The sequence below is a fragment of the Streptosporangium sp. 'caverna' genome (assembly GCF_003203775.1).
Lineage (GTDB): Bacteria > Actinomycetota > Actinomycetes > Streptosporangiales > Streptosporangiaceae > Streptosporangium > Streptosporangium subroseum.
This window is the reverse complement of record NZ_CP029711.1, coordinates 1,356,897-1,374,206: the sequence shown is the minus strand read 5'-3', so window position 1 is coordinate 1,374,206 and position 17,310 is coordinate 1,356,897. Positions and strand designations below refer to the sequence as shown.

Here is a 17,310-nt window from a genome sequence, read left to right as displayed (position 1 = left end):
AACGGGACCGCTCCAGGGCCGGGACCGTGTGAGTCGTGAAGCGGCCCGTACACGGCCGGATCTCCTCGCCGGGTCGAGCCCGGCGAGGCCCGATCTCCGCGCCGGGCGAGGTCGGGTCAGGCCGCCGAGGTCAGATCGACTCGCCGGGCTCGGCCGGGTCGAGCTGGCGCGGCTGGGCCTGCGCCGATGCCCTCGGGTAGTGCAGGTCGAAGGCGGGCCTCTCGGAGCGGATGGTCGGCAGGAAGGCGAAGTTGTGCCGGGGCGGCGGGCAGGAGGTCGCCCACTCCAGCGAGTTGCCGAACCCCCACGGGTCGTCCATCGTCACGCGCGGGGCGTGACGCGCGGTGTGCCAGACGTTGTACAGGAACGGCAACGTGGAGGCGCCCAGCAGGAACGCGCCCGCCGAGGAGACGATGTTGAGCTCGGTGAAGCCGTCGAGCGGGCTGTAGTCGGCGTAGCGGCGCGGCATGCCCTTGACGCCGAGCCAGTGATGGATCAGGAAGGTGGTGTGGAAGCCGATGAACAAGGTCCAGAAGTGCAGTTTGCCCAGGCGGTCGTTCAGCATCTTGCCGGTCATCTTCGGCCACCAGAAGTAGAAGCCGGCGAACATCGCGAACACCACGGTGCCGAAGACCACGTAGTGGAAGTGGGCCACCACGAAGTAGGAGTCCGTCACGTGGAAGTCCAGCGGCGGCGAGGCCAGGATGACACCGGTCAGACCACCGAACAGGAACGTGACCAGGAACCCGATGGCGAACATCATCGGCGTCTCGAAGGACAGATGCCCTCGCCACATGGTGCCGGTCCAGTTGAAGAACTTCACGCCGGTCGGGATCGCGATCAGGAACGACATGAAGGAGAAGAACGGCAGCAGCACCCGCCCGGTGGCGAACATGTGGTGCGCCCACACGGTCATCGACAGACCCGCGATGGCGATGGTCGCGCCGACCAGGCCGATGTAACCGAAGACGGGCTTGCGGCTGAAGACGGGGATCACCTCGGTGACGATCCCGAAGAACGGCAGCGCGATGATGTAGACCTCGGGATGGCCGAAGAACCAGAACAGATGCTGCCACAGCATCGCGCCGCCGGTGCCCGGGTCGTAGATGCGCGCGCCGAACCTGCGGTCGGCCTCCAGGGCGAGCAGCGCGGCGGCCAGCACCGGGAAGGCCATCAGCGCCAGGACCGCGGTGAGCAGGACGTTCCAGGTGAAGATCGGCATCCGGAACATGGTCATGCCGGGGGCGCGCATGCAGATGATCGTGGTGATGAAGTTGACCGAGCCGAGGATGGTGCCGAGCCCGGCCATCACCAGGCCCATGACCCACAGGTCGCCGCCGAGCTGCGGGGAGAAGGTGGAGGTGGACAGCGGGGCATACCCCGTCCAGCCGAAGCTGGCGGCGCCGCCGTTTGTCGCGAACCCGACGAGGGTCATGAGACCGCCGAACAGGAAGAGCCAGTAGCTGACCATGTTGAGCCGGGGGAAGGCGACGTCGGGCGCCCCGATCTGCAGCGGCATGACCACGTTGGTGAATCCGGCGAACAGCGGCGTGGCGAACAGCAGCAGCATGAGCGTGCCGTGCATGGTGAACAGCTCGTTGTACTGTTCATGGGTGACGATCTGCATCCCTGGCTGCAGGAGCTCCGCCCGGATGATCATGGCCATGAGCCCGGCGATCATGAAGAATCCGAACGAGGTGATCAGGTAGAGGTATCCGATCACCTTGTGGTCCGTACTCGTCAGCCATGCCGCCAGGATCCTGCCCTTGCCGCTCGTCAACGGCGCCAGCGGAGAGGTCAGCGGCTCATCGCGAGACTGTTCGAACGTCGTCATGGCACCTCGCTCACGAGCCACACCCCGATGAGAACGGCTCCGGCACTCCCCCTGCTCACTCGCGCATATACATTGCGACACGAATCCACTGTGGCCTCCAACCGTGGGAAAACAGCCACGTCAGCATGCTTTTGCTGATGGACACTGCGGTACCCCGTTGTCGCCGCTCATTAACTCGGCCATTTCCGCGAAAATCATTTATGGCAGACCGTTGAAATAAGGCCGTCGCCCGATGCCATCTCTTGGCGCTTTCGGTCCAATGCGCCCCGTGTCAGCGGGAATCGCCTCTCGCGGGCCGTACGGGCAGCGGGTGCGTCTCTCCTCGCCCGACGTAGTGCACGCGGTCGGACATGCCGATGCGCTCGACCTCGCGCCGGAAGTCCTCCAGCGGCGAGGCGAACACCTCGTAGTCGTCGTAGTGCACCGGCATGGCGCGCCGGGGCCGGATGAGGGAGAGCCACTCGGCCCCCTGCCTGCCGTCCATGGTCACCATCAGCAGACCGAGGAGCTTGGTGCCTCCCAGGTGAACGATGCCCAGGTCGATGTCGGGGAACCGCTCAGGGATCTCGGACAGGGAGCCGTCCATCAGCGTGTCACCCGATATGTACAGGCGCAGGTCGGTGTGGCCGCCGTCGCGGCCGAACTCCAGCATGCTGCCCATCACCGGGGGCAGCAGCGCCTGTGCCGACCTCGGCGCGTGGCGGCCGGGCAGAGAGGTGATCCGCAGCGTGTGGCCGTCCCGCTCGAACAGCCGGTCCTCCCACGTGTCCATTCCCACGGCCGCGCCGAACCCCTGGGCCCAGAGCCGTCGCGCCGCCTGGACCGTGGTCATGATCGGCAGCGTCCTGTTCAGGCCGCGGCGCGCCACCCGGTCCCAGTGGTCACCGTGCATGTGTGACAGCACCACGGCGTCCAGGGGCGGAAGCCGGTCGATCTCGATCGCCGGGTCGGTCCGGCGCCGGGAGCTCAGACCGTAGCCGAGATAGGCCCGCTGTCCACGATGGAGAAAGTTGGGATCGGTGAGCAGAGTGAATCCGTGATAGCGGATCAACATGGTGGCATTGCCGATGAAGAAAACACCGGATTCGTTGAGATCATTCACCATGGGCCTCCATCCGGTACGGCACCGCCGCCCGACAATCCCGATCGCCCCTTCGGGCTCCCCCTTCTTCACAGGATTTCATGACGGCGATATCGGATTCGGCCTGACCCCGGCCAATGCGGAAATGAAGGCGTTCACAATCTCATACGGCGATGAGGATCGCCGGGCTCATACGCCAATGAAGGTCGCCGGGCTCGCATGGCGATGAGGATCACCGGGCTCGCATGGCGATGAGAGTCGCCGGGCCGGAAACCCCCCGTGGAATGCCGGCCGGATCCCTGCCGTCACCACCGGCTGCTGAACCCCCCGTCGTCACCGACGGCTGTCGAAACAGTCGCGCACGGCCCGGCGGCCCAGCACGACGGTGCCGCGCGGACGATCTGCTGCGGTGCCCCCGAGGCCCGGCGCCGACCCCCCAGGTCGTCACCGGGATGTCCCCCGGGAGCCGCAGCGGATCGTCGGCTCTTTCTACCAGCGGTGGTGGACCTGCGGGCGGATGAGCTCGTCGTAGACGTCCATCACTCCGGACAGGGCCTCCGCCGGCAGAGGGGCGGCCTCGGCCGCGGCGGCGTTGGCCCGGGCCTGTACGGCGTTGCGCGCTCCAGGGATCACCACGCTGACACCGGGCTGGTCGACGATCCAGCGCAGCGCGAACTGTGCCGTGGTCATCCCCTCGGGCACGAACCGCTGGAGCCTGCGCACGGCCTGGAGGCCGGTGCCGTACTCCACCCCGGAGAAGGTCTCGCCGACGTCGAAGGACTCGCCGTGCCGGTTGAAGTTACGGTGATCGTCCTGCCCGAAGGTGGTGTGCTCGTCGTACTTGCCGGACAGCAGACCGCTGGCCAGCGGGACGCGGGCGATGATGCCGACCCCGGCCTTCTGGGCGGCGGGAAGCACCTGCTCGAGCGGCTTGAGCCGGAGGGCGTTGAGGATGATCTGCACGCTGGCCACGTTCGGGCGGGCGATCGCGGTGAGGGCCTCCTCACAGGTCTCGACGCTCACACCGTAGGCGGCGATACGGCCCTCCTCGACCATGGTGTCGAGCGCGTCGAACACCGCGTCGGTGGAGTAGACGGGCGTGGGCGGGCAGTGCAGCTGGACGAGGTCGAGGGTGTCGACCCCCAGGTTGGCGCGTGAGCGGTCGTTCCACTTCCGGAAGTTGTCGAGCGTGTACGCCGACGGTTCCTGGGCGACCCGCCTGCCCATCTTCGTGGCGACGGTCAGCCCCGGGCGCTCCTTGATGAGTTTGGCGACGATCTGCTCGCTACGGCCGTCGCCGTACACGTCCGCGGTGTCGATGAAGGTGACACCCGCGTCGACGGCGGCGGTCAGCGTGGCGAGCGCATCGTCCTCGCTCACGTCTCCCCAGTCGGCACCCAGTTGCCAGGCACCCAGACCGATGACCCCGACGTTCCGTCCGGTCCGGCCGAGTTCGCGTTGTTCCATGATGAAGGACCCCTGAGTTGAAAATTGCACTGAGGTCACAGTCTGGCCGATACCTGCGTGAGCTTGGGAGGCAACCCTCACCGAAGAGCTCGCCGGCGGCACCGACACCGGCGAGACACCGCGGGTGGCAGGGGCTCAGGGCCGCGGGCTTCAGGCCTGGTACGGGCGCCTCTCGCGGGCCTCGCGGAGGCTCTGGGCCCACCAGGTCAGCTGGTCGAGCATGGTCTTGGCGGCGGCGTTGACGGTCTCCGGGTCCTTGGGGCGTCCGTCCTCCTCGAACTGGATCCAGGCGCCGTGGAAGCTGACCGTGTCACGGATGGCGACCGCGTGCAGTTCGGCGAAAACGTGACGGAGGTGCTCGACCGCGCGAAGACCCCCGGAGACGCTGCCGTACGCGACGAAGGCGACGGGCTTGGCCTGCCACTGGGTGAAGTGCCAGTCGATCACGTTCTTGAGGGACGCCGGGTAGCTGTGGTTGTACTCCGGGGTCACCACCACGAAGGCGTCCGCCACCTCCAGCCGCGGGCTGACGGCCTCGAGCGCCGTGGCCGCCTCCGGGGACGGGGCTCCACCACGGGACGGGAGCGCCATGGGCAGGTTCACCGAGGCCAGGTCGATCACGTCGATCTCGAAGCCGCCGTGCGCCTCCGCCCGCGAGACGAACCAGTCGGTGACGACCGGCGCGAACCGGCCTTCGCGGACACTGCTGATGATCACTGCGATACGGAGGGGGGTTCGGGTCGTTGCATGCGATGTCATGCCCCCCAATCTGCCGAGCCGGGCGCCGCGTAGGGAGACCGCGTCAAGACTGGCCCCGGCAGGGCCACGATCCCGTACGCCCTCGGTCGGTAGATTCGGAGGTGTGAGCGACAACGAGCTGGCCGCATTCATCCGCGCACGGCGGGAATCCGTCACCCCTGCCGACGTCGGTCTCCCCACCGGTCCGCGACGCCGTACCCCCGGCCTGCGAAGGGCCGAGCTGGCCACGCTCGCCGGGATCAGCGTCGAATACCTCACCCGGATTGAGCAGGGGCGCGACCGACACCCGTCCCCTCAGATACTCAACGCGCTCGCCGACGCGCTGCGCCTGCCCAACAACGAGCGCGTCTACCTGCGCTTCGCCGCCAAGGCGTCCAGCGGCTATCCCTTCCCCTGTACGGGAGCCGAATCCGAGCCTCCGGCCCGCGAGGTGCGCCCCACCGTCCAGGCGTTGCTCGACCGGCTGGAGCCCGCCCCCGCCGTCCTGCTCAACCGGCTGGCCGACGTCCTCGCCTTCACCGTCGGCTACGAGCGGCTGACCGCCCCCCTCGGCCTCCTGGACGCCCAGTTCCCCAACCTTGTCCGGTTCGTCTTCACCGACCCCCGGGCCAAGATCGCCTACCCCGACTGGGACCGCATCGCCGACGCCCAGATCACCGCCCTCAGATCCGGATCCTTCGGCGCCGACCCTCACCTGGCGGAACTGACCGCCGAGCTGGCCGTCACCGCCGGCGCCCCCTTCAGCGACCGGATGAAGGGGGCGCCCAGTTCCTCCAGGCCCACGGGGATCGAACGGCTGGCACATCCGGAGGCAGGCGAACTGCGCCTGGCCTACGAAACCCTCGAACTACCCTCCGCGGACGACCAGCGTCTGATCGTCTATCTCCCCGCCGACACGGCCACGTCCACCGCCCTCGACCGCCTCACCGGTCGTCGGCCCGGGGCCCTCCGCATGGTGAACGGATGACCCGGGAGAAGTTCTCCCGTCCGATGAGAGATCTCATTCTGAGTGCCCGTGTCCTCCGATGTGACCATGGTTTTTCGTGAAGATCCCTGGTCACAGGTGAACACGGGCACTCTTCCCCTCCGTCGCGGACCCGGAGTTCTTCGCAACTCCGGGTCCTGTCACATGTGGTCAACGTGCTTCGACCACATGCCGCGTCCGAACTGGAGAATGATCTTTACTTAGCAGCCACCGCCGCCGCAGCCGCCGTGGTGGTGGTGGTGACGGCCACCGTCTTCGCGGCCTCCGTCCCCATCGGCCGAGACGTTGTTGTTGTTGTTGGTGTTGTTGACATCGTCACGTGCGCCGTTGACGTTGTTGTTGTTGAGGTTCACGTTGAGGTGGAACCTCCTGTGGTTGCGGTGCTCGTAGCAGCTGTGGTGACGGTGGCAGCAGCTGCGGTGGCAGCAACCGCGGCGCCAGCCACCGCCGCCGCCACAGTTGATGACGCTCGCACCTGCGGTGGCACCGGCGGTGCCGGCGTTGGCGGCGGTGGTCGCGGCGCCCAGGCTCACGACTCCGCCGGCAAGGGCCGTGCTCAGCGCGAGCCCTGCGATGACACTTTTGACGTTGGGCATTGCATTTTCTCCCTGAAGGATCAGTTGCCCTGATTTCGACATTTTCCAGATTTCCTTGGAAATTGCTGGAGATGACCACTGATGGATCGTCCCTGCTTGTCGTAGTTTCCTCTGAAGTCATGTGACAAACGGAGGTCGACAGCTTTTGCTGTCTCCTTATCTCTTTATTGAGGTTGTTGGACCCTTATTGACGCTTTTGCTGTGAAATATATTTAATGTCGGATTTGTCGCATGGGCCGCGCGACGGGAGGAGCCGCCAGAATGGGGGGCAAGAAAGGAAGGATGTGTAGATACGAGAAGGAAGAGCAAGGGCAATTTAACCCGCTTAGTCCCTTTTTTCCAGATTGCCCGGTATGGCCGCGTCCTAGGGTGGCGCGGGAGGAAGCCCAGGCAGGACGGCATGCGTGACGGACGGAGCAGCAACACGTAGCCGCCCAAGGCACACCGCCCTCACGGCGAAGAGAGCCGCCACGTACACAAATGCACAATTCAATAAAAGAAACACGCATCGACAGATCGGCGACCCGAATTCAATTCGCCAAATCCCACTGAGCGCCAGAAAGGAGGAAAAGCAATCCCCCAGAGCCATTGACGCGCAGCGGAATCGGCCTCAATCTTCGACTATTTAAACGTACGATATTTCGTCTTCCATGGAGGCCTCACCGGAACTTCCGGAACCCGCTCTAGCGGCCGGACTCCAACCCTCGCGTCAGCCACTCCCACGATCCGGCGCGCATATGGCGAGCGAGCAATGACACGCGGCCGACCCCCGTGGCATCGGGCGAGACACCCCGGAAACAGAAGCGACCCGCGTCTCCACGGGTCGTTGTTGGGTTTTCCCTGATGGGGCACCGGCGCCCCATCCCGAGCATCTCCTCATAGGTCCCCAAACGCTGTCCGGGGACATTCGGGTAACGGCGGAGTGTGACAGCCATTCGAAGCTTCACATGCGGGGGCCGGGGTGCCGAGCGCGGCGCCCCGGCCGACCGGGTCAGAGGCCGGCGAAGAACTCCCGTACGTCCTCGACCAGCATGTCGGGCTGCTCCAGCGCGACGTAGGCGCCGCCCTTGTCGAACTCCGTCCACCGTTCCACCGTCGTGTCACGCTCGGCGAAACGACGGATGGTGACGTCGCCGGGGGTGACCACGCACGCCGTGGGAACGGTCACCCGCTCCTTCGGCCCCCAGGCTCCGGGGTCGTGGGCCGCGTCGTAGTAGCTCTGCGCGATCGATCCCGAGGTGCCGGTGAACCACTGGGTGCTGACGTCGGTGAGGATGCGGTCGCGGGAGAAAGCGTCCTCGGGCAGTTCCGACTTCGGGTCGGTCCATTCCTTGAACTTCTCCACCACCCAGGCGAGTTGGCCGACGGGCGAATCGTGCAGACCGTACGCGATGGTCTGGGGCCTGGTCGACATGATGACGTTGAACCCGAACCCGTCCTGCATGAACCGCTGGATGGCCGCCATCCGCGCCTGCTCGGTCTCGGTGAGACCCTCGAGGTCGTCGCCGGGGAACGCCACGTAGGCGTTGATGTGCAGGCCGATCAGCCGATCGGGGACCTGACGGCCGAGCTCGACGGAGAGGTTCGCGCCGCCACCGCCGCCGTGCGAGCCATACCGGTCGTAGCCGAGGCGTTCCATCAGCTCGGCGAACGCCGCCGCGGTCCGCTTGACGGTCCAGCCGGTGGTGGTGAGCGGGCTGGAGAACCCGAAGCCCGGCATGGCGGGCACGACGAGGTGGAAGTCGCGTGACAACGGCTCGAGGACGTCGAGCAGGCCCATCGTCGCTCCGGGATTGTCGTGCAGGAGCAGGAGCGCCCTGGCGTCCTGGCGTTCGGAGCGGATGTGCTTGAAGTGGACGGTCTGGCCCTGGATCTCGGTGGTGAACTGCGGCCACCGATTCAGGTCGGCCTCGGCCGCGCGCCAGTCGAAGTCGCGGGCCCAGTAGTCGGCCAGGCCCTTGAGATAGTCGACGGGCACGCCGCGGCTCCAGTTCGCACCCGGGATCTCGGGCGTCCAGCGGGTACGCCTCAGCCGCTCCTGAAGATCGTCAAGGTCGGCCTGTGCTACTTCGATGCGATAGGGCCGGATTGCGGTGTTGTCTGTCATGGCGTTCATACTGCTGACCCGGCCATGGCGGTCACCAGTGTTCGGTGCACCGGATGAATCCGCAGCATGCATATCCTTTTTATGCATTTTGCACAGGGGGCGTATGGAGCTGAAACCGCAGGTCGTGCGGGCACTGGTCGCGGTCGCGCTGCTCGCTCTGCTCGGCGCCAGGCTCGGTCAGCTCGTCCACCCCAACGCCGGCTCACTGCCGCACAGAGTGATCGCTATTTCCCTGGTCGTCGCACTGATCGCGGTGCACAGCCTGCTGGTGTTGCGCGAACGGCCACGCCCCGGCCTGCTGGTGGCCGTGGAGGCGGTGCTGACCTTCGGACCCTTCCTCGTCGTCGGCGGCACCTGGGGTCCGATCGCGGGTGTCCTGGGCTCGGCCGTGCTGCTGACCCTGGCCGCCCCCGCGTCCTGGCTGCTGTTCGCACTGGTCATGGTCGCCGACACCGGCATCTCATGCCTGTACCTCCAGGACGCCGCAGTCATCGTCGCGCGGACGGTGACCGATCTGAACGTCGGGCTCAGCCTGTTCGCGCTGGTGGTGCTCGCCGATCGGGTAAGTCTGGCGAGCGCGCAACGTCGACAGCTCGCCGCACTCGCGGTGGCCAGGGACCGCCTGGACACCGTCGACAGGTTGGGCGAGACCATCGGAACGGACCTTTCGGCCATCGTGGGCTCGGTCCGCAGCCTCGGCGCCGCCATGACGGCGAGCCCCGAGGCCACCGGAACATCCCAGGTGCGCCGGCCCGACGAGATCTGGACGGGCCTGACCGAGGTCGTACGGCGGGCCCGGCGATCACTGGCGGCCGCCCGTGAAATCGCCGACACCCACAGGCTGACCCTTCCGGCCTCCGGTCCGGCAGAAAGCGCGCCGGTCCCGGTCATGTTCCGGTTCGCCTGGTGGACCCTGCTCCTCATCGTGGTCGATTACACGGCCATCACGCTCGTCAACCTGGTGGAGTACCGTTCTCCCGACACGGTGGGATGGGCGGTGGCGGTCGCCGTACTGATCGTCTCCGGCGGGTTGCAGCTCTATCACGGCGCACCCCGCCGCGACTCGTCCAGCCCGCGCGCCTGGCCGTGGACCCTGTCGGCGCATGCGCTCGTCCTGGCCACCGGCGTCACGCTGTACGGCCTGGCGCTGATACCTCCCGGCTTCCTGGTGGTCGGTGCCGCGATGGTGCGGATGCGGCCGCGCCGGTCACTGGCCGTCGGCGGGTTGAGCCTGCTGGGCCTGGTGCTCATCCCAGACCCGGACTACATCACCAGTCGCCTGTACTGGCTGTCCGGGGTCGTCATGGGGGCCGCCCTCGTCTACTCGCTGTGCCGCCTGCCCGAGGTGACGAGGCATCTGAACGAGACCAGGGACAGGCTCGCTCGGATGGCTGTGCGGCAGGCCCGTCTGCGGGTCGCCAGGGACGTCCACGATCTCCTGGGGTCCGGTCTTTCCGCGATCGTTCTGAAAGGTGAGCTCGCCGCTCGGCTCCTGGAGTCCGCCCCTGACCGGGCGCACCGGGAGGTACGCGAACTCCTGCCCATCGCACAGCGGACCCTGGGCGAGGTGCGCGCCATCACCGGCCCGCCCACCCGGCTGATCTTCACCGACGAACTGGCCGCCGCCCGCTCATTGCTGGAGGCCGCCGGTGTCAGGCTGTCGGCCGAGGTGGCGGCGCCGCTTCTGCCCGCCGACGCCGACACGCTGCTGGCCACCGTGCTGCGTGAGGCCGCGACCAACGTCGTGCGGCACTCCCGCGCCGAGCTCGCCCGAGTCGAGATCGCGCAGCAGGACGGCATGGTAACGCTCCGCGTGTCCAACGACGGCGTCGAGCAGCGGCCCGAATCGTCCTCGCGGCGAGGAACCGGGCTGGACAACCTGGCCGCGCGCGCCGTGGAAGCCGGCGGGCGGTTGATGGCCGGGCTGGAGGGCGACCTGTTCGTGCTCACCGCCGAGGTGCCCCTCTAGAGCCAGCCCGCCTCCGTGGCGATGCGGATGGCGTCGACCCGGTTGCGCGCGTCCAGCTTGGTCACCGAGGAGGCCAGATAGTTGCGGACGGTGCCGTACGTCAGGTGGAGCCGCCCGGCGACCTCCCGGGGAGTCGCGCCGCCCGCCGTCAGGCGGAGCACGTCCTGCTCGCGGTCGGTGAGCGGATTCTCCGGCATGTCCAGGGTGGTGTAGGCGAGCTGTGGATCGATGACCCGCCCGCCCGCGGCCACGGTGCGAATCGCCGCCGCCAGGTCCTCCGGCCGCGAGTCCTTGAGTATGAAGCCGGACACCCGCGCGCTGATCCCGCGTCGCAGGTTGCCCGGCCTGCCGACGGCGGTCAGGATCAAGGTCCTGCAGTCGGGAAGCAATCGATGCAGCTCGGCGGCGGCGTCCAGGCCGTCCATGCGGGGCATCTCGATGTCGATCACCGCGACGTCGGGCCGGTGGTCCATGGCGGCGGGCACGATCTCGTCGCCGTACTCGACTTCCGCGACGACCTCGATGTCACCCTCAAGCCGCAGCAGCCCGGCCAGCGCCTCCCGCAGGATCCGCAGATCCTCCGCCAGCAGCACTCTGATCATCCGACACCCCTTCCAGAGGATAGTGCCGCCGTCAGCGAACAGGCATTTCGGGCGGATCGACCACCGGTCGCCTCCGCTGCCATGGACCTGCGAGGGCCGTCGAGCCGGTCCTCGCAGGTGTGGCGGTCAGCCGGTCCGGGTGCGCTGGAGCCTGCGGGGCCTTGGCCCTTCGCCCACGGCGTCGTCGTTCACGAGGCAGTAGGGGATGGAGGCCGGGTTGCTATGACGTCTCCCCATACGTAGCCAGGGCTGTCACTATGGCCGGATGGGGAGTTCGAAGAGCGCCGGTTACGCGCAGCATGAGGGTTGTTAGAAAAGCACGATCCTCGTCAGGATCACATTGTGGTCGGCTCGATTGATCCGGTACTCGGCGATGCCGTACCCCTTGGGGATGATGATTTCCCGCCAGTCCGGATCTTCGCCCAGATGGTCGCTTCCCACCAGCCAGGGGTTCTCGCAGATTTCTACCGTGAGCGCAACCACAGCGGAGAAGGCCTCGGGAGAGACCTTCGGATCGGCAAGGGTGTCGCTCACGACCTCCGATGGGATAACCGGCCAGAGGCCGCCTCATCATCGCTCACTGTGTGTTGTTATTCTGCCGCCGATGAAAGATCTCTTCCATGGTCGTCGTGGGGAGGGTTCCGGCCTCGGCGGCCGCGTGAATTCGGTCACGGTCAGGGTCGGTATCGAGCATCGCACGACCCCACCAGGCAGCGAGGACACCGTCCAGCTCCTCACCTTGCTGAGCCTCCAGCAGTTCGGCGAAGAACTGCGCCCGACGCCCGCCCCGCAAGGCGTCCGAGATCCCGCCGATGGTGTGCGGAACCCTAATCTCGTGCGGGTGTATGGGCTGAGCACTCATCTGCGACACCTCTCCCCTTCGACTTCGTACGATAGCGTCCACGGCGGAATGTAGCTGGCACCCCAAATCCCTCGAGCCCACGTTACGGGGCTGAGGGTGACGCGCGTGGAAGCTCGACCGAAAGATCACGAGATCATTTGGGGCTCGTGTCCAGCACCATCAAGATCGATACTCCGGTGGCACACGGCTGCAGCCGGTGGCACACCCCGGAACGCAAAACGACCCGCGTTTCCGCAGGTCGTTGCCAGGTTTTCCCTGATGAAGCGTTGGTGCCCCCTGCAAGATTCGAACTTGCGCTCCCGGCTCCGGAGGCCGGTGCTCTATCCCCTGAGCTAAGGGGGCCAACGAGTGATTAGGCTACCAGCATCTTGGGGGGAATCGACACTCACGGCGTGATGCGAGTGATCTCAGGGGAGGGTGCGCTACCTGGGGACTGGACGGACGGCTCCCCGGTAGCCGAGACGGTAGTAGGCGGAGGCGGCGAAGTTCGTCGTCCTGACGACGTCGCCGCGCTTGGGAGCGTGCACCATGACGCCGTCCTTCACGTAGACGCCCACGTGGGCGGGGTCGCCCGCGCCCCCTCCGAAGAAGACCAGGTCGCCGGGGCGGAGCTGGGAGAACGGCACGCGGCGGCCCTGCTTGAACTGGCTGCCGGTGTAGTGGGTGAGGGTGGCCCCCGCCTTGGACCAGGCGTGCAGGGCGAGGCCCGAGCAGTCGAAGCCGCCACCGGTCGGGCCCGCGCTCGAACCGCCACCCCAGACGTATGGCGTGCCGACCTGGCGGAGGGCCGCAACCGCCGCGATCTGGCCGTGGTCCAGGGGCTGTGACCGCTTGGCGGGCGTGAGTCGAGAGGGCCCCTGTGATCGCTTGGCGGGCTCAAGGCGGGAGGTGCGCCCTAGCTGTTCGGCCGGATCGATGCGGGACGGCCCCTCCGACTGCTTGGCGGACACGGGTGAAGACGGAGTCCTGGAGGTCTCTGGTCGTGGAGGCGATGAGGCACTGGGCTTCGGGGAAGGACCGACAACCGGCGGACGAGAACGGGTGGGAGGCTCGGATACGGAGGAGCCGTCCATGCCTGCCCGCTCGTCATCCGTGGCGGATGGTCCGGCATCGACGCGGACGTCTCCCGCCGCGAACCCGGAACCCGTCTGGTCGATCTGCGGCGCGACCCCGGAACTCAGGTCGGCCTGCGGCACATCCCCAGATCCTGCCGGCACGCCCTCAGATCCCGCCCGGTCGGTTCGCCGCCCGATTCCAGGCTCCGCCTGGCCGGCCCACGGCATGTCCCCCGGTACCGCCAGATCAGCTTGCGGTGGAGCCCCGGATCCTACCTGGCCGGCCTGCGGCGCGCCTCCAGGCCCCATCTGGCCGACCTGCGGCGCGGACCCGGGCTGTAGGTCGGGCTCGGCCTGCGGCACGAACCCGGACTGTGGCGCGGACTCGGACTCCGACCGGCCGACCTCGCAGGCGGCGACGAGGGCGGTGCGGATGCTCTCCAGGAACCGTCGCCAACTGTTGTCCGGGAGCGCGGCCTCGGAGAGCAGTTGCTCCCAGCCCTCGCCGACCTCCGGACAGGGATGGGCCACAGGCGCCTGAGGGCCCTCGGCAAGGACTCTCGCGAGGATGGTGGCGGTGATGAGTGTCGTGATCACGCAGGCCCTCCTGGGCTCGATGAACGGTCGAGGCCCCAGGATCGGCGGAACGGGGTGATCCCCAAGGATCCGAACCAGATTCTGTGGAAAACCTGTCGCCTGTGGATAGCTCTGTGTACACATCCCGTGAAACCCGCGCGTGGCGTGGATGAAGGAGTTAGCCTCACGCCCGTGGGCGAGCTTCTGGGCAAGGTCTTGGTAGTGGATGACGACGACGTCATCCGGCAGCTCATCGCGGTCAATCTGACCCTGGAGGGGTTCCAGGTGGAGACCGCCTTCGACGGCCAGAACTGCCTGGATCGGGTGATGGACGTCATGCCCGACGTGATCACGCTCGACGTCATGATGCCCAGGCTGGACGGCTGGATGACCGCCACCAGGCTGCGATGCGACGAGGGCACCAGCCACATCAAGGTGGTTCTGATCACCGCACGGGCGCAGGAGGACGACAAGCGGCGAGGGCTCGGCATCGGAGTCGACGCCTATCTCACCAAGCCGTTCGACCCCGCCGAGCTCATCCAGGTCGTCCGCGATCTGGCCCTGGCCACTCGCAGCGGCTAGAGCAGACCCTCCTTGCGGGCCGCGGCGACGGCCTGGGTGCGGGAGGAGGCCCCGAGTTTGCCCATGATGTTGGAGACGTGCACGCTCACCGTCTTGTGCGCGATGAACAGCCGCTCGCCGATCTCACGGTTGGGAAGGCCCTCGGCCACCAGCGTGAGCACCTCCTGTTCCCTTCCGGTCAGCAGGTTCGGCCGCTCCGATGAGGTGAACCGGGCCCTTCGGCCCAGCTCCGCCAGGGCGGCGCTCAGCGGCTGGGCGCCCAGTGACGCGGCGTCCTTGACGGCGCGCTCCCACTCCTTCAGCGCCGAAGCACGGTCGCCGGAGGCGAGCAGCGCCTCGGCCAACCGCCACCGCGAACGCGCGGTCTCGTAGACGAATCCGAAGTCGAACGCCTCGACCACCGCGCGCCACGCCTCGACGTCGACGCGGCCGTGCGCGCGGTGCCATTCGGCCTCGGCCCTGGCCAGCCACGCCAGCCCTTCCGGCCCCAGCGGACCCCGGGCGCCGGAACCGGGGCCGTTGACGGCGGGCAGTTTGGCTCGCTCCAGAAAGGCGTCCGCCTCCGAGGGCCGCCCCAGGTCGGCCAGCGCCCACAGGCCCGTGGCCCAGAGCCGGATCACGGCGGGATCGTTGGGAAGGAGCCCTTCGAGCGCCGCGCGGACGTGCTCCAGCGCCGTCTCGGGCTCGTCCCGCCACAGGGCGTGTTCGGCGGCCAGGCCGCGGGACATGTAGGACACCAGCACGTCGGAAGACCAGAAGGGCTCCAGCCAGGAGAACCGCTCCTCCACGACGGGCCGGCCCCGCGCCACCTCGACGAAGAGCGCGAAGGACGAGAGAACCGCCTCGGCGGGGGTGCCGACGCGGATGCCGAAGCCGGCGGCGACCTGCTCCGCCAGATCCCACTCTCCCGCCACGTAGTGGATCAGGAAGCGCAGGAAGCGCAGGTCGGTGCCGTAGGTGCTCCAGTTGAGCCCGCTCTCGTGTGCCAGCCGCAGACCTCGGTCGGCCGTGACGGCGGCCTCACCGAGGTCACCGTACTCGTACTGGACCCGGGCGTACGTGAAGATCGCCCGCAGGTCGAAGGCGAGGTTGCCCGAGCTCTCCGCGGTCGCGCAGGCGAGCAGCCCCGTGGCGCGGGGGATGTCGTCGGCGAGTGCCGCGAGGGAGGCCAGCGTGATCAACGCGCTGGTCTCCGCGTCGGCGGCGCCGCTGGCACGCGCCGCCTCCAGTGCCCGGGTGGCGAGGGGCTCCACCTCGTCGTGTCGCTCGCTCCAGTAGAGGGAGCGGGCGTAGGTGGCGAGCGCGCGGGCGAGCACGGGGCCCTCGGGCGCCATCTCGACCGCCGCGTGCGCGGCGGCGATGGACCCCTTCTCCTCGTCCGCGTCGATGAGGAAGTAGGCCAGCCGCTCGTTGACCTCGGCCGAGGGCGGAAGCCGCCGCAGCTGGGAGATCGCCCGGTGGTTGTCGCCGCTGTCGGCCGCGGCGGCGGCGCTGCGGGTGGCCAGCCCGGTGTGGTCGAGGCCCGCGAGCCGCTCCGCGTCGGGGACCCGGTCCCAGAGGCCGAGCGCCCGGTCGAAGTGACGGTGCGCCTCGGCGGGGGCGCCCAGGCGTTCGGCCCGCCGCCCGGCTTCGACGGACGCGGCCAGGGCTCCGGCCAGGTCGTGGCTGGCCAGGTAGTGGTAGGCGAGCTCGGCCGCCGCGCCCTCTCGCAGGGTCAGCAGGCGGGCGAACTCGGAGTGCGTCCGGGTCCGCTCACCGGGCAGCAGATCGGTGTAGACGACCTCCTGGAGGAGCGCGTGCCGGAAGGCATAGCCGTACTCCCCGTCGAGGCGGAGCAGCCCGCGCGAGACGATCTCCCGCATGGCTTCGTCGAAGGCGAGGTTCTCCAGGCCCGAGGCCTGCTGGAGCAGGTCGTGGTCGACGCGGCGGCCGGCGACCGCCGCGCACCTGAGCACCCGCTGGGCGGCGTCGGAGAGCAGCTCCGCCCGGGAGAGCAGCAGGCTGGCCAGGCCGTCGGTCATCGAGGACCCGTCGGACGCGGCCTCCAGAAGCTCCTCGGCGTAGAACGGGTTGCCCTCCGCCCGGTCGACGACCTCGCCCATCATCTGGGCGTCGGTGCCGCCGATCGAGACCAGATAGTCGGTCATCTCCTCGCGGTCGAGCGGACTCAGCTCGACGGCCGTCACCGACGGGAGGCGCTTGAGCTCGGCGAGAACCCGGCGCAGCGGGTGACGTCGGTGGAGGTCGTCGGTCCGGTAGGTGCCGATCAGGCAGACGCGCTCGCTCTGCAACATCCGGCTGAGGAAGACCAGCAGGTCGCGGGTGGACTGGTCGGCCCAGTGCAGGTCTTCGAGAACCAGCAGCACGGGCTGGACGGACAGGAATCCGAGCATCGAGCCGAAGAGCTGCTGCTGGGTCAGGCCCGACGTGCTCTCCTGGCCGAGGTCGGTGCCGCCGGGCAGCAGCCTGCCGAGGACCGGCCGCGCGTCGAGCGCCTCCCGCAGCTCGCCCTTCGCACCGCGCAGGGCGTCGGCGAGCGGGAGGTACGGCAGGGCGTCGCCGAGCTCGGCGCACTGCCCGATGAGTACGGCGAAGCCGTCCGCCCTGGCCTGCTCGGCCAACTCCGTGACCAGCCGGGTCTTGCCGATGCCCGCGTCGCCACCCAGCAGAGCCACCCCGGCCAGCCCGCCGGATGCGGCGTCGAGCACCGCGGTCAGGCGGTCAAGCTCCGCCGATCGCCCGATTAGAGCGCTCTGCGCGCCTTGCCACCCCACGTCGGTGAGTATGGCATGGCACACCGACAGCGAGCCGATTGGTCCACAAAAGGACCTCCCC

14 protein-coding genes and 1 tRNA gene are annotated in these 17,310 nt (G+C 68.1%); 3 read left to right on the top strand and 12 right to left on the bottom strand.

Translation table 11 applies throughout. The features are described from left to right. Window positions 1-130 precede the first annotated feature (130 nt). The 4 genes from ctaD to DKM19_RS06235 form a co-directional block, all read right to left on the bottom strand. Window positions 131-1,834: a cytochrome c oxidase subunit I gene (gene ctaD, locus DKM19_RS06250; protein ID WP_110694885.1), complete on the bottom strand. Its 1,704-nt coding sequence runs from the start codon at window positions 1,832-1,834 to the stop codon at window positions 131-133. Between the two features lie 271 nt (window positions 1,835-2,105). Continuing rightward, complete coding sequence (locus DKM19_RS06245) at window positions 2,106-2,939, bottom strand: MBL fold metallo-hydrolase (RefSeq protein WP_110694884.1); 834 nt, start codon at window positions 2,937-2,939, stop codon at window positions 2,106-2,108. Window positions 2,940-3,404: 465 nt separating this feature from the next. Continuing rightward, window positions 3,405-4,382, bottom strand: a complete 978-nt coding sequence (locus DKM19_RS06240) for an aldo/keto reductase (RefSeq protein WP_110694883.1) — start codon at window positions 4,380-4,382, stop codon at window positions 3,405-3,407. A gap of 150 nt (window positions 4,383-4,532) precedes the next feature. Continuing rightward, entirely contained in the window at window positions 4,533-5,141 is a 609-nt protein-coding gene (locus tag DKM19_RS06235) for an NADPH-dependent FMN reductase (protein ID WP_110694882.1), read from the bottom strand. Window positions 5,142-5,244: 103 nt separating this feature from the next. Here DKM19_RS06235 and DKM19_RS06230 point away from each other — a divergent pair, with 103 nt between their 5' ends. Next, window positions 5,245-6,108 carry a helix-turn-helix domain-containing protein gene (locus tag DKM19_RS06230; protein WP_110694881.1) on the top strand — a complete coding sequence of 288 codons (864 nt, stop codon included), beginning with the start codon at window positions 5,245-5,247 and terminating at the stop codon, window positions 6,106-6,108. Window positions 6,109-6,326: 218 nt separating this feature from the next. On the opposite strand, the gene DKM19_RS06225 is transcribed toward DKM19_RS06230, so the two are convergent. Both DKM19_RS06225 and DKM19_RS06220 read right to left on the bottom strand, forming a co-directional pair. Further along, window positions 6,327-6,722, bottom strand: a complete 396-nt coding sequence (locus DKM19_RS06225) for a hypothetical protein (RefSeq protein ID WP_110694880.1) — start codon at window positions 6,720-6,722, stop codon at window positions 6,327-6,329. Between the two features lie 991 nt (window positions 6,723-7,713). Continuing rightward, window positions 7,714-8,829, bottom strand: a complete 1,116-nt coding sequence (locus DKM19_RS06220) for an epoxide hydrolase family protein (RefSeq protein ID WP_110694879.1) — start codon at window positions 8,827-8,829, stop codon at window positions 7,714-7,716. 103 nt (window positions 8,830-8,932) lie between these two features. On the opposite strand from DKM19_RS06220, the gene DKM19_RS06215 reads away from it, so the two are divergent. Then, on the top strand, window positions 8,933-10,798 hold the full coding sequence (locus tag DKM19_RS06215; protein ID WP_162641330.1) for a sensor histidine kinase: 1,866 nt from the start codon (window positions 8,933-8,935) through the stop codon (window positions 10,796-10,798). On the opposite strand, the gene DKM19_RS06210 is transcribed toward DKM19_RS06215, so the two are convergent. From DKM19_RS06210 to DKM19_RS06190, 5 genes are all read right to left on the bottom strand, one after another. Next, the gene (locus tag DKM19_RS06210; RefSeq protein ID WP_110694877.1) at window positions 10,795-11,400 is read right to left on the bottom strand and encodes a DNA-binding response regulator; all 606 of its coding nucleotides are present in this window, start codon (window positions 11,398-11,400) and stop codon (window positions 10,795-10,797) included. The two genes, DKM19_RS06215 and DKM19_RS06210, sit on opposite strands and share 4 nt — an antisense overlap. Before the next feature lie 309 nt (window positions 11,401-11,709). Further along, window positions 11,710-11,934 carry a hypothetical protein gene (locus tag DKM19_RS06205; RefSeq protein ID WP_204358674.1) on the bottom strand — a complete coding sequence of 75 codons (225 nt, stop codon included), beginning with the start codon at window positions 11,932-11,934 and terminating at the stop codon, window positions 11,710-11,712. Between the two features lie 43 nt (window positions 11,935-11,977). Beyond that, window positions 11,978-12,262, bottom strand: coding sequence for a hypothetical protein (locus DKM19_RS06200; protein WP_110705510.1), 285 nt, complete (start codon window positions 12,260-12,262; stop codon window positions 11,978-11,980). 267 nt (window positions 12,263-12,529) lie between these two features. Then, a tRNA-Arg gene (locus DKM19_RS06195) sits at window positions 12,530-12,604 on the bottom strand. A gap of 80 nt (window positions 12,605-12,684) precedes the next feature. Then, window positions 12,685-13,914: an NlpC/P60 family protein gene (locus tag DKM19_RS06190; protein WP_162641328.1), complete on the bottom strand. Its 1,230-nt coding sequence runs from the start codon at window positions 13,912-13,914 to the stop codon at window positions 12,685-12,687. Window positions 13,915-14,085: 171 nt separating this feature from the next. Between DKM19_RS06190 and DKM19_RS06185 the strand changes: the two genes are divergently transcribed. Continuing rightward, window positions 14,086-14,475, top strand: coding sequence for a response regulator transcription factor (locus DKM19_RS06185; protein WP_204358673.1), 390 nt, complete (start codon window positions 14,086-14,088; stop codon window positions 14,473-14,475). On the opposite strand, the gene DKM19_RS06180 is transcribed toward DKM19_RS06185, so the two are convergent. Then, window positions 14,472-17,249, bottom strand: a complete 2,778-nt coding sequence (locus DKM19_RS06180) for a helix-turn-helix transcriptional regulator (RefSeq protein ID WP_110705509.1) — start codon at window positions 17,247-17,249, stop codon at window positions 14,472-14,474. The two genes, DKM19_RS06185 and DKM19_RS06180, sit on opposite strands and share 4 nt — an antisense overlap. Between the last annotated feature and the right edge of the window lie 61 nt (window positions 17,250-17,310).

What these genes read in the sequence shown, in the direction of transcription:
- DKM19_RS06240 (WP_110694883.1), bottom strand. Translation starts at nt 4,382, where the DNA reads ATGGAACAACGCGAACTCGGCCGGACCGGACGGAACGTCGGGGTCATC.
- DKM19_RS06210 (WP_110694877.1), bottom strand. Translation starts at nt 11,400, where the DNA reads ATGATCAGAGTGCTGCTGGCGGAGGATCTGCGGATCCTGCGGGAGGCG.
- DKM19_RS06220 (WP_110694879.1), bottom strand. Translation starts at nt 8,829, where the DNA reads ATGACAGACAACACCGCAATCCGGCCCTATCGCATCGAAGTAGCACAG.
- DKM19_RS06215 (WP_162641330.1), top strand. Translation starts at nt 8,933, where the DNA reads ATGGAGCTGAAACCGCAGGTCGTGCGGGCACTGGTCGCGGTCGCGCTG.
- DKM19_RS06245 (WP_110694884.1), bottom strand. Translation starts at nt 2,939, where the DNA reads ATGGTGAATGATCTCAACGAATCCGGTGTTTTCTTCATCGGCAATGCC.
- DKM19_RS06235 (WP_110694882.1), bottom strand. Translation starts at nt 5,141, where the DNA reads ATGACATCGCATGCAACGACCCGAACCCCCCTCCGTATCGCAGTGATC.
- ctaD (WP_110694885.1), bottom strand. Translation starts at nt 1,834, where the DNA reads ATGACGACGTTCGAACAGTCTCGCGATGAGCCGCTGACCTCTCCGCTG.
- DKM19_RS06200 (WP_110705510.1), bottom strand. Translation starts at nt 12,262, where the DNA reads ATGAGTGCTCAGCCCATACACCCGCACGAGATTAGGGTTCCGCACACC.
- DKM19_RS06225 (WP_110694880.1), bottom strand. Translation starts at nt 6,722, where the DNA reads ATGCCCAACGTCAAAAGTGTCATCGCAGGGCTCGCGCTGAGCACGGCC.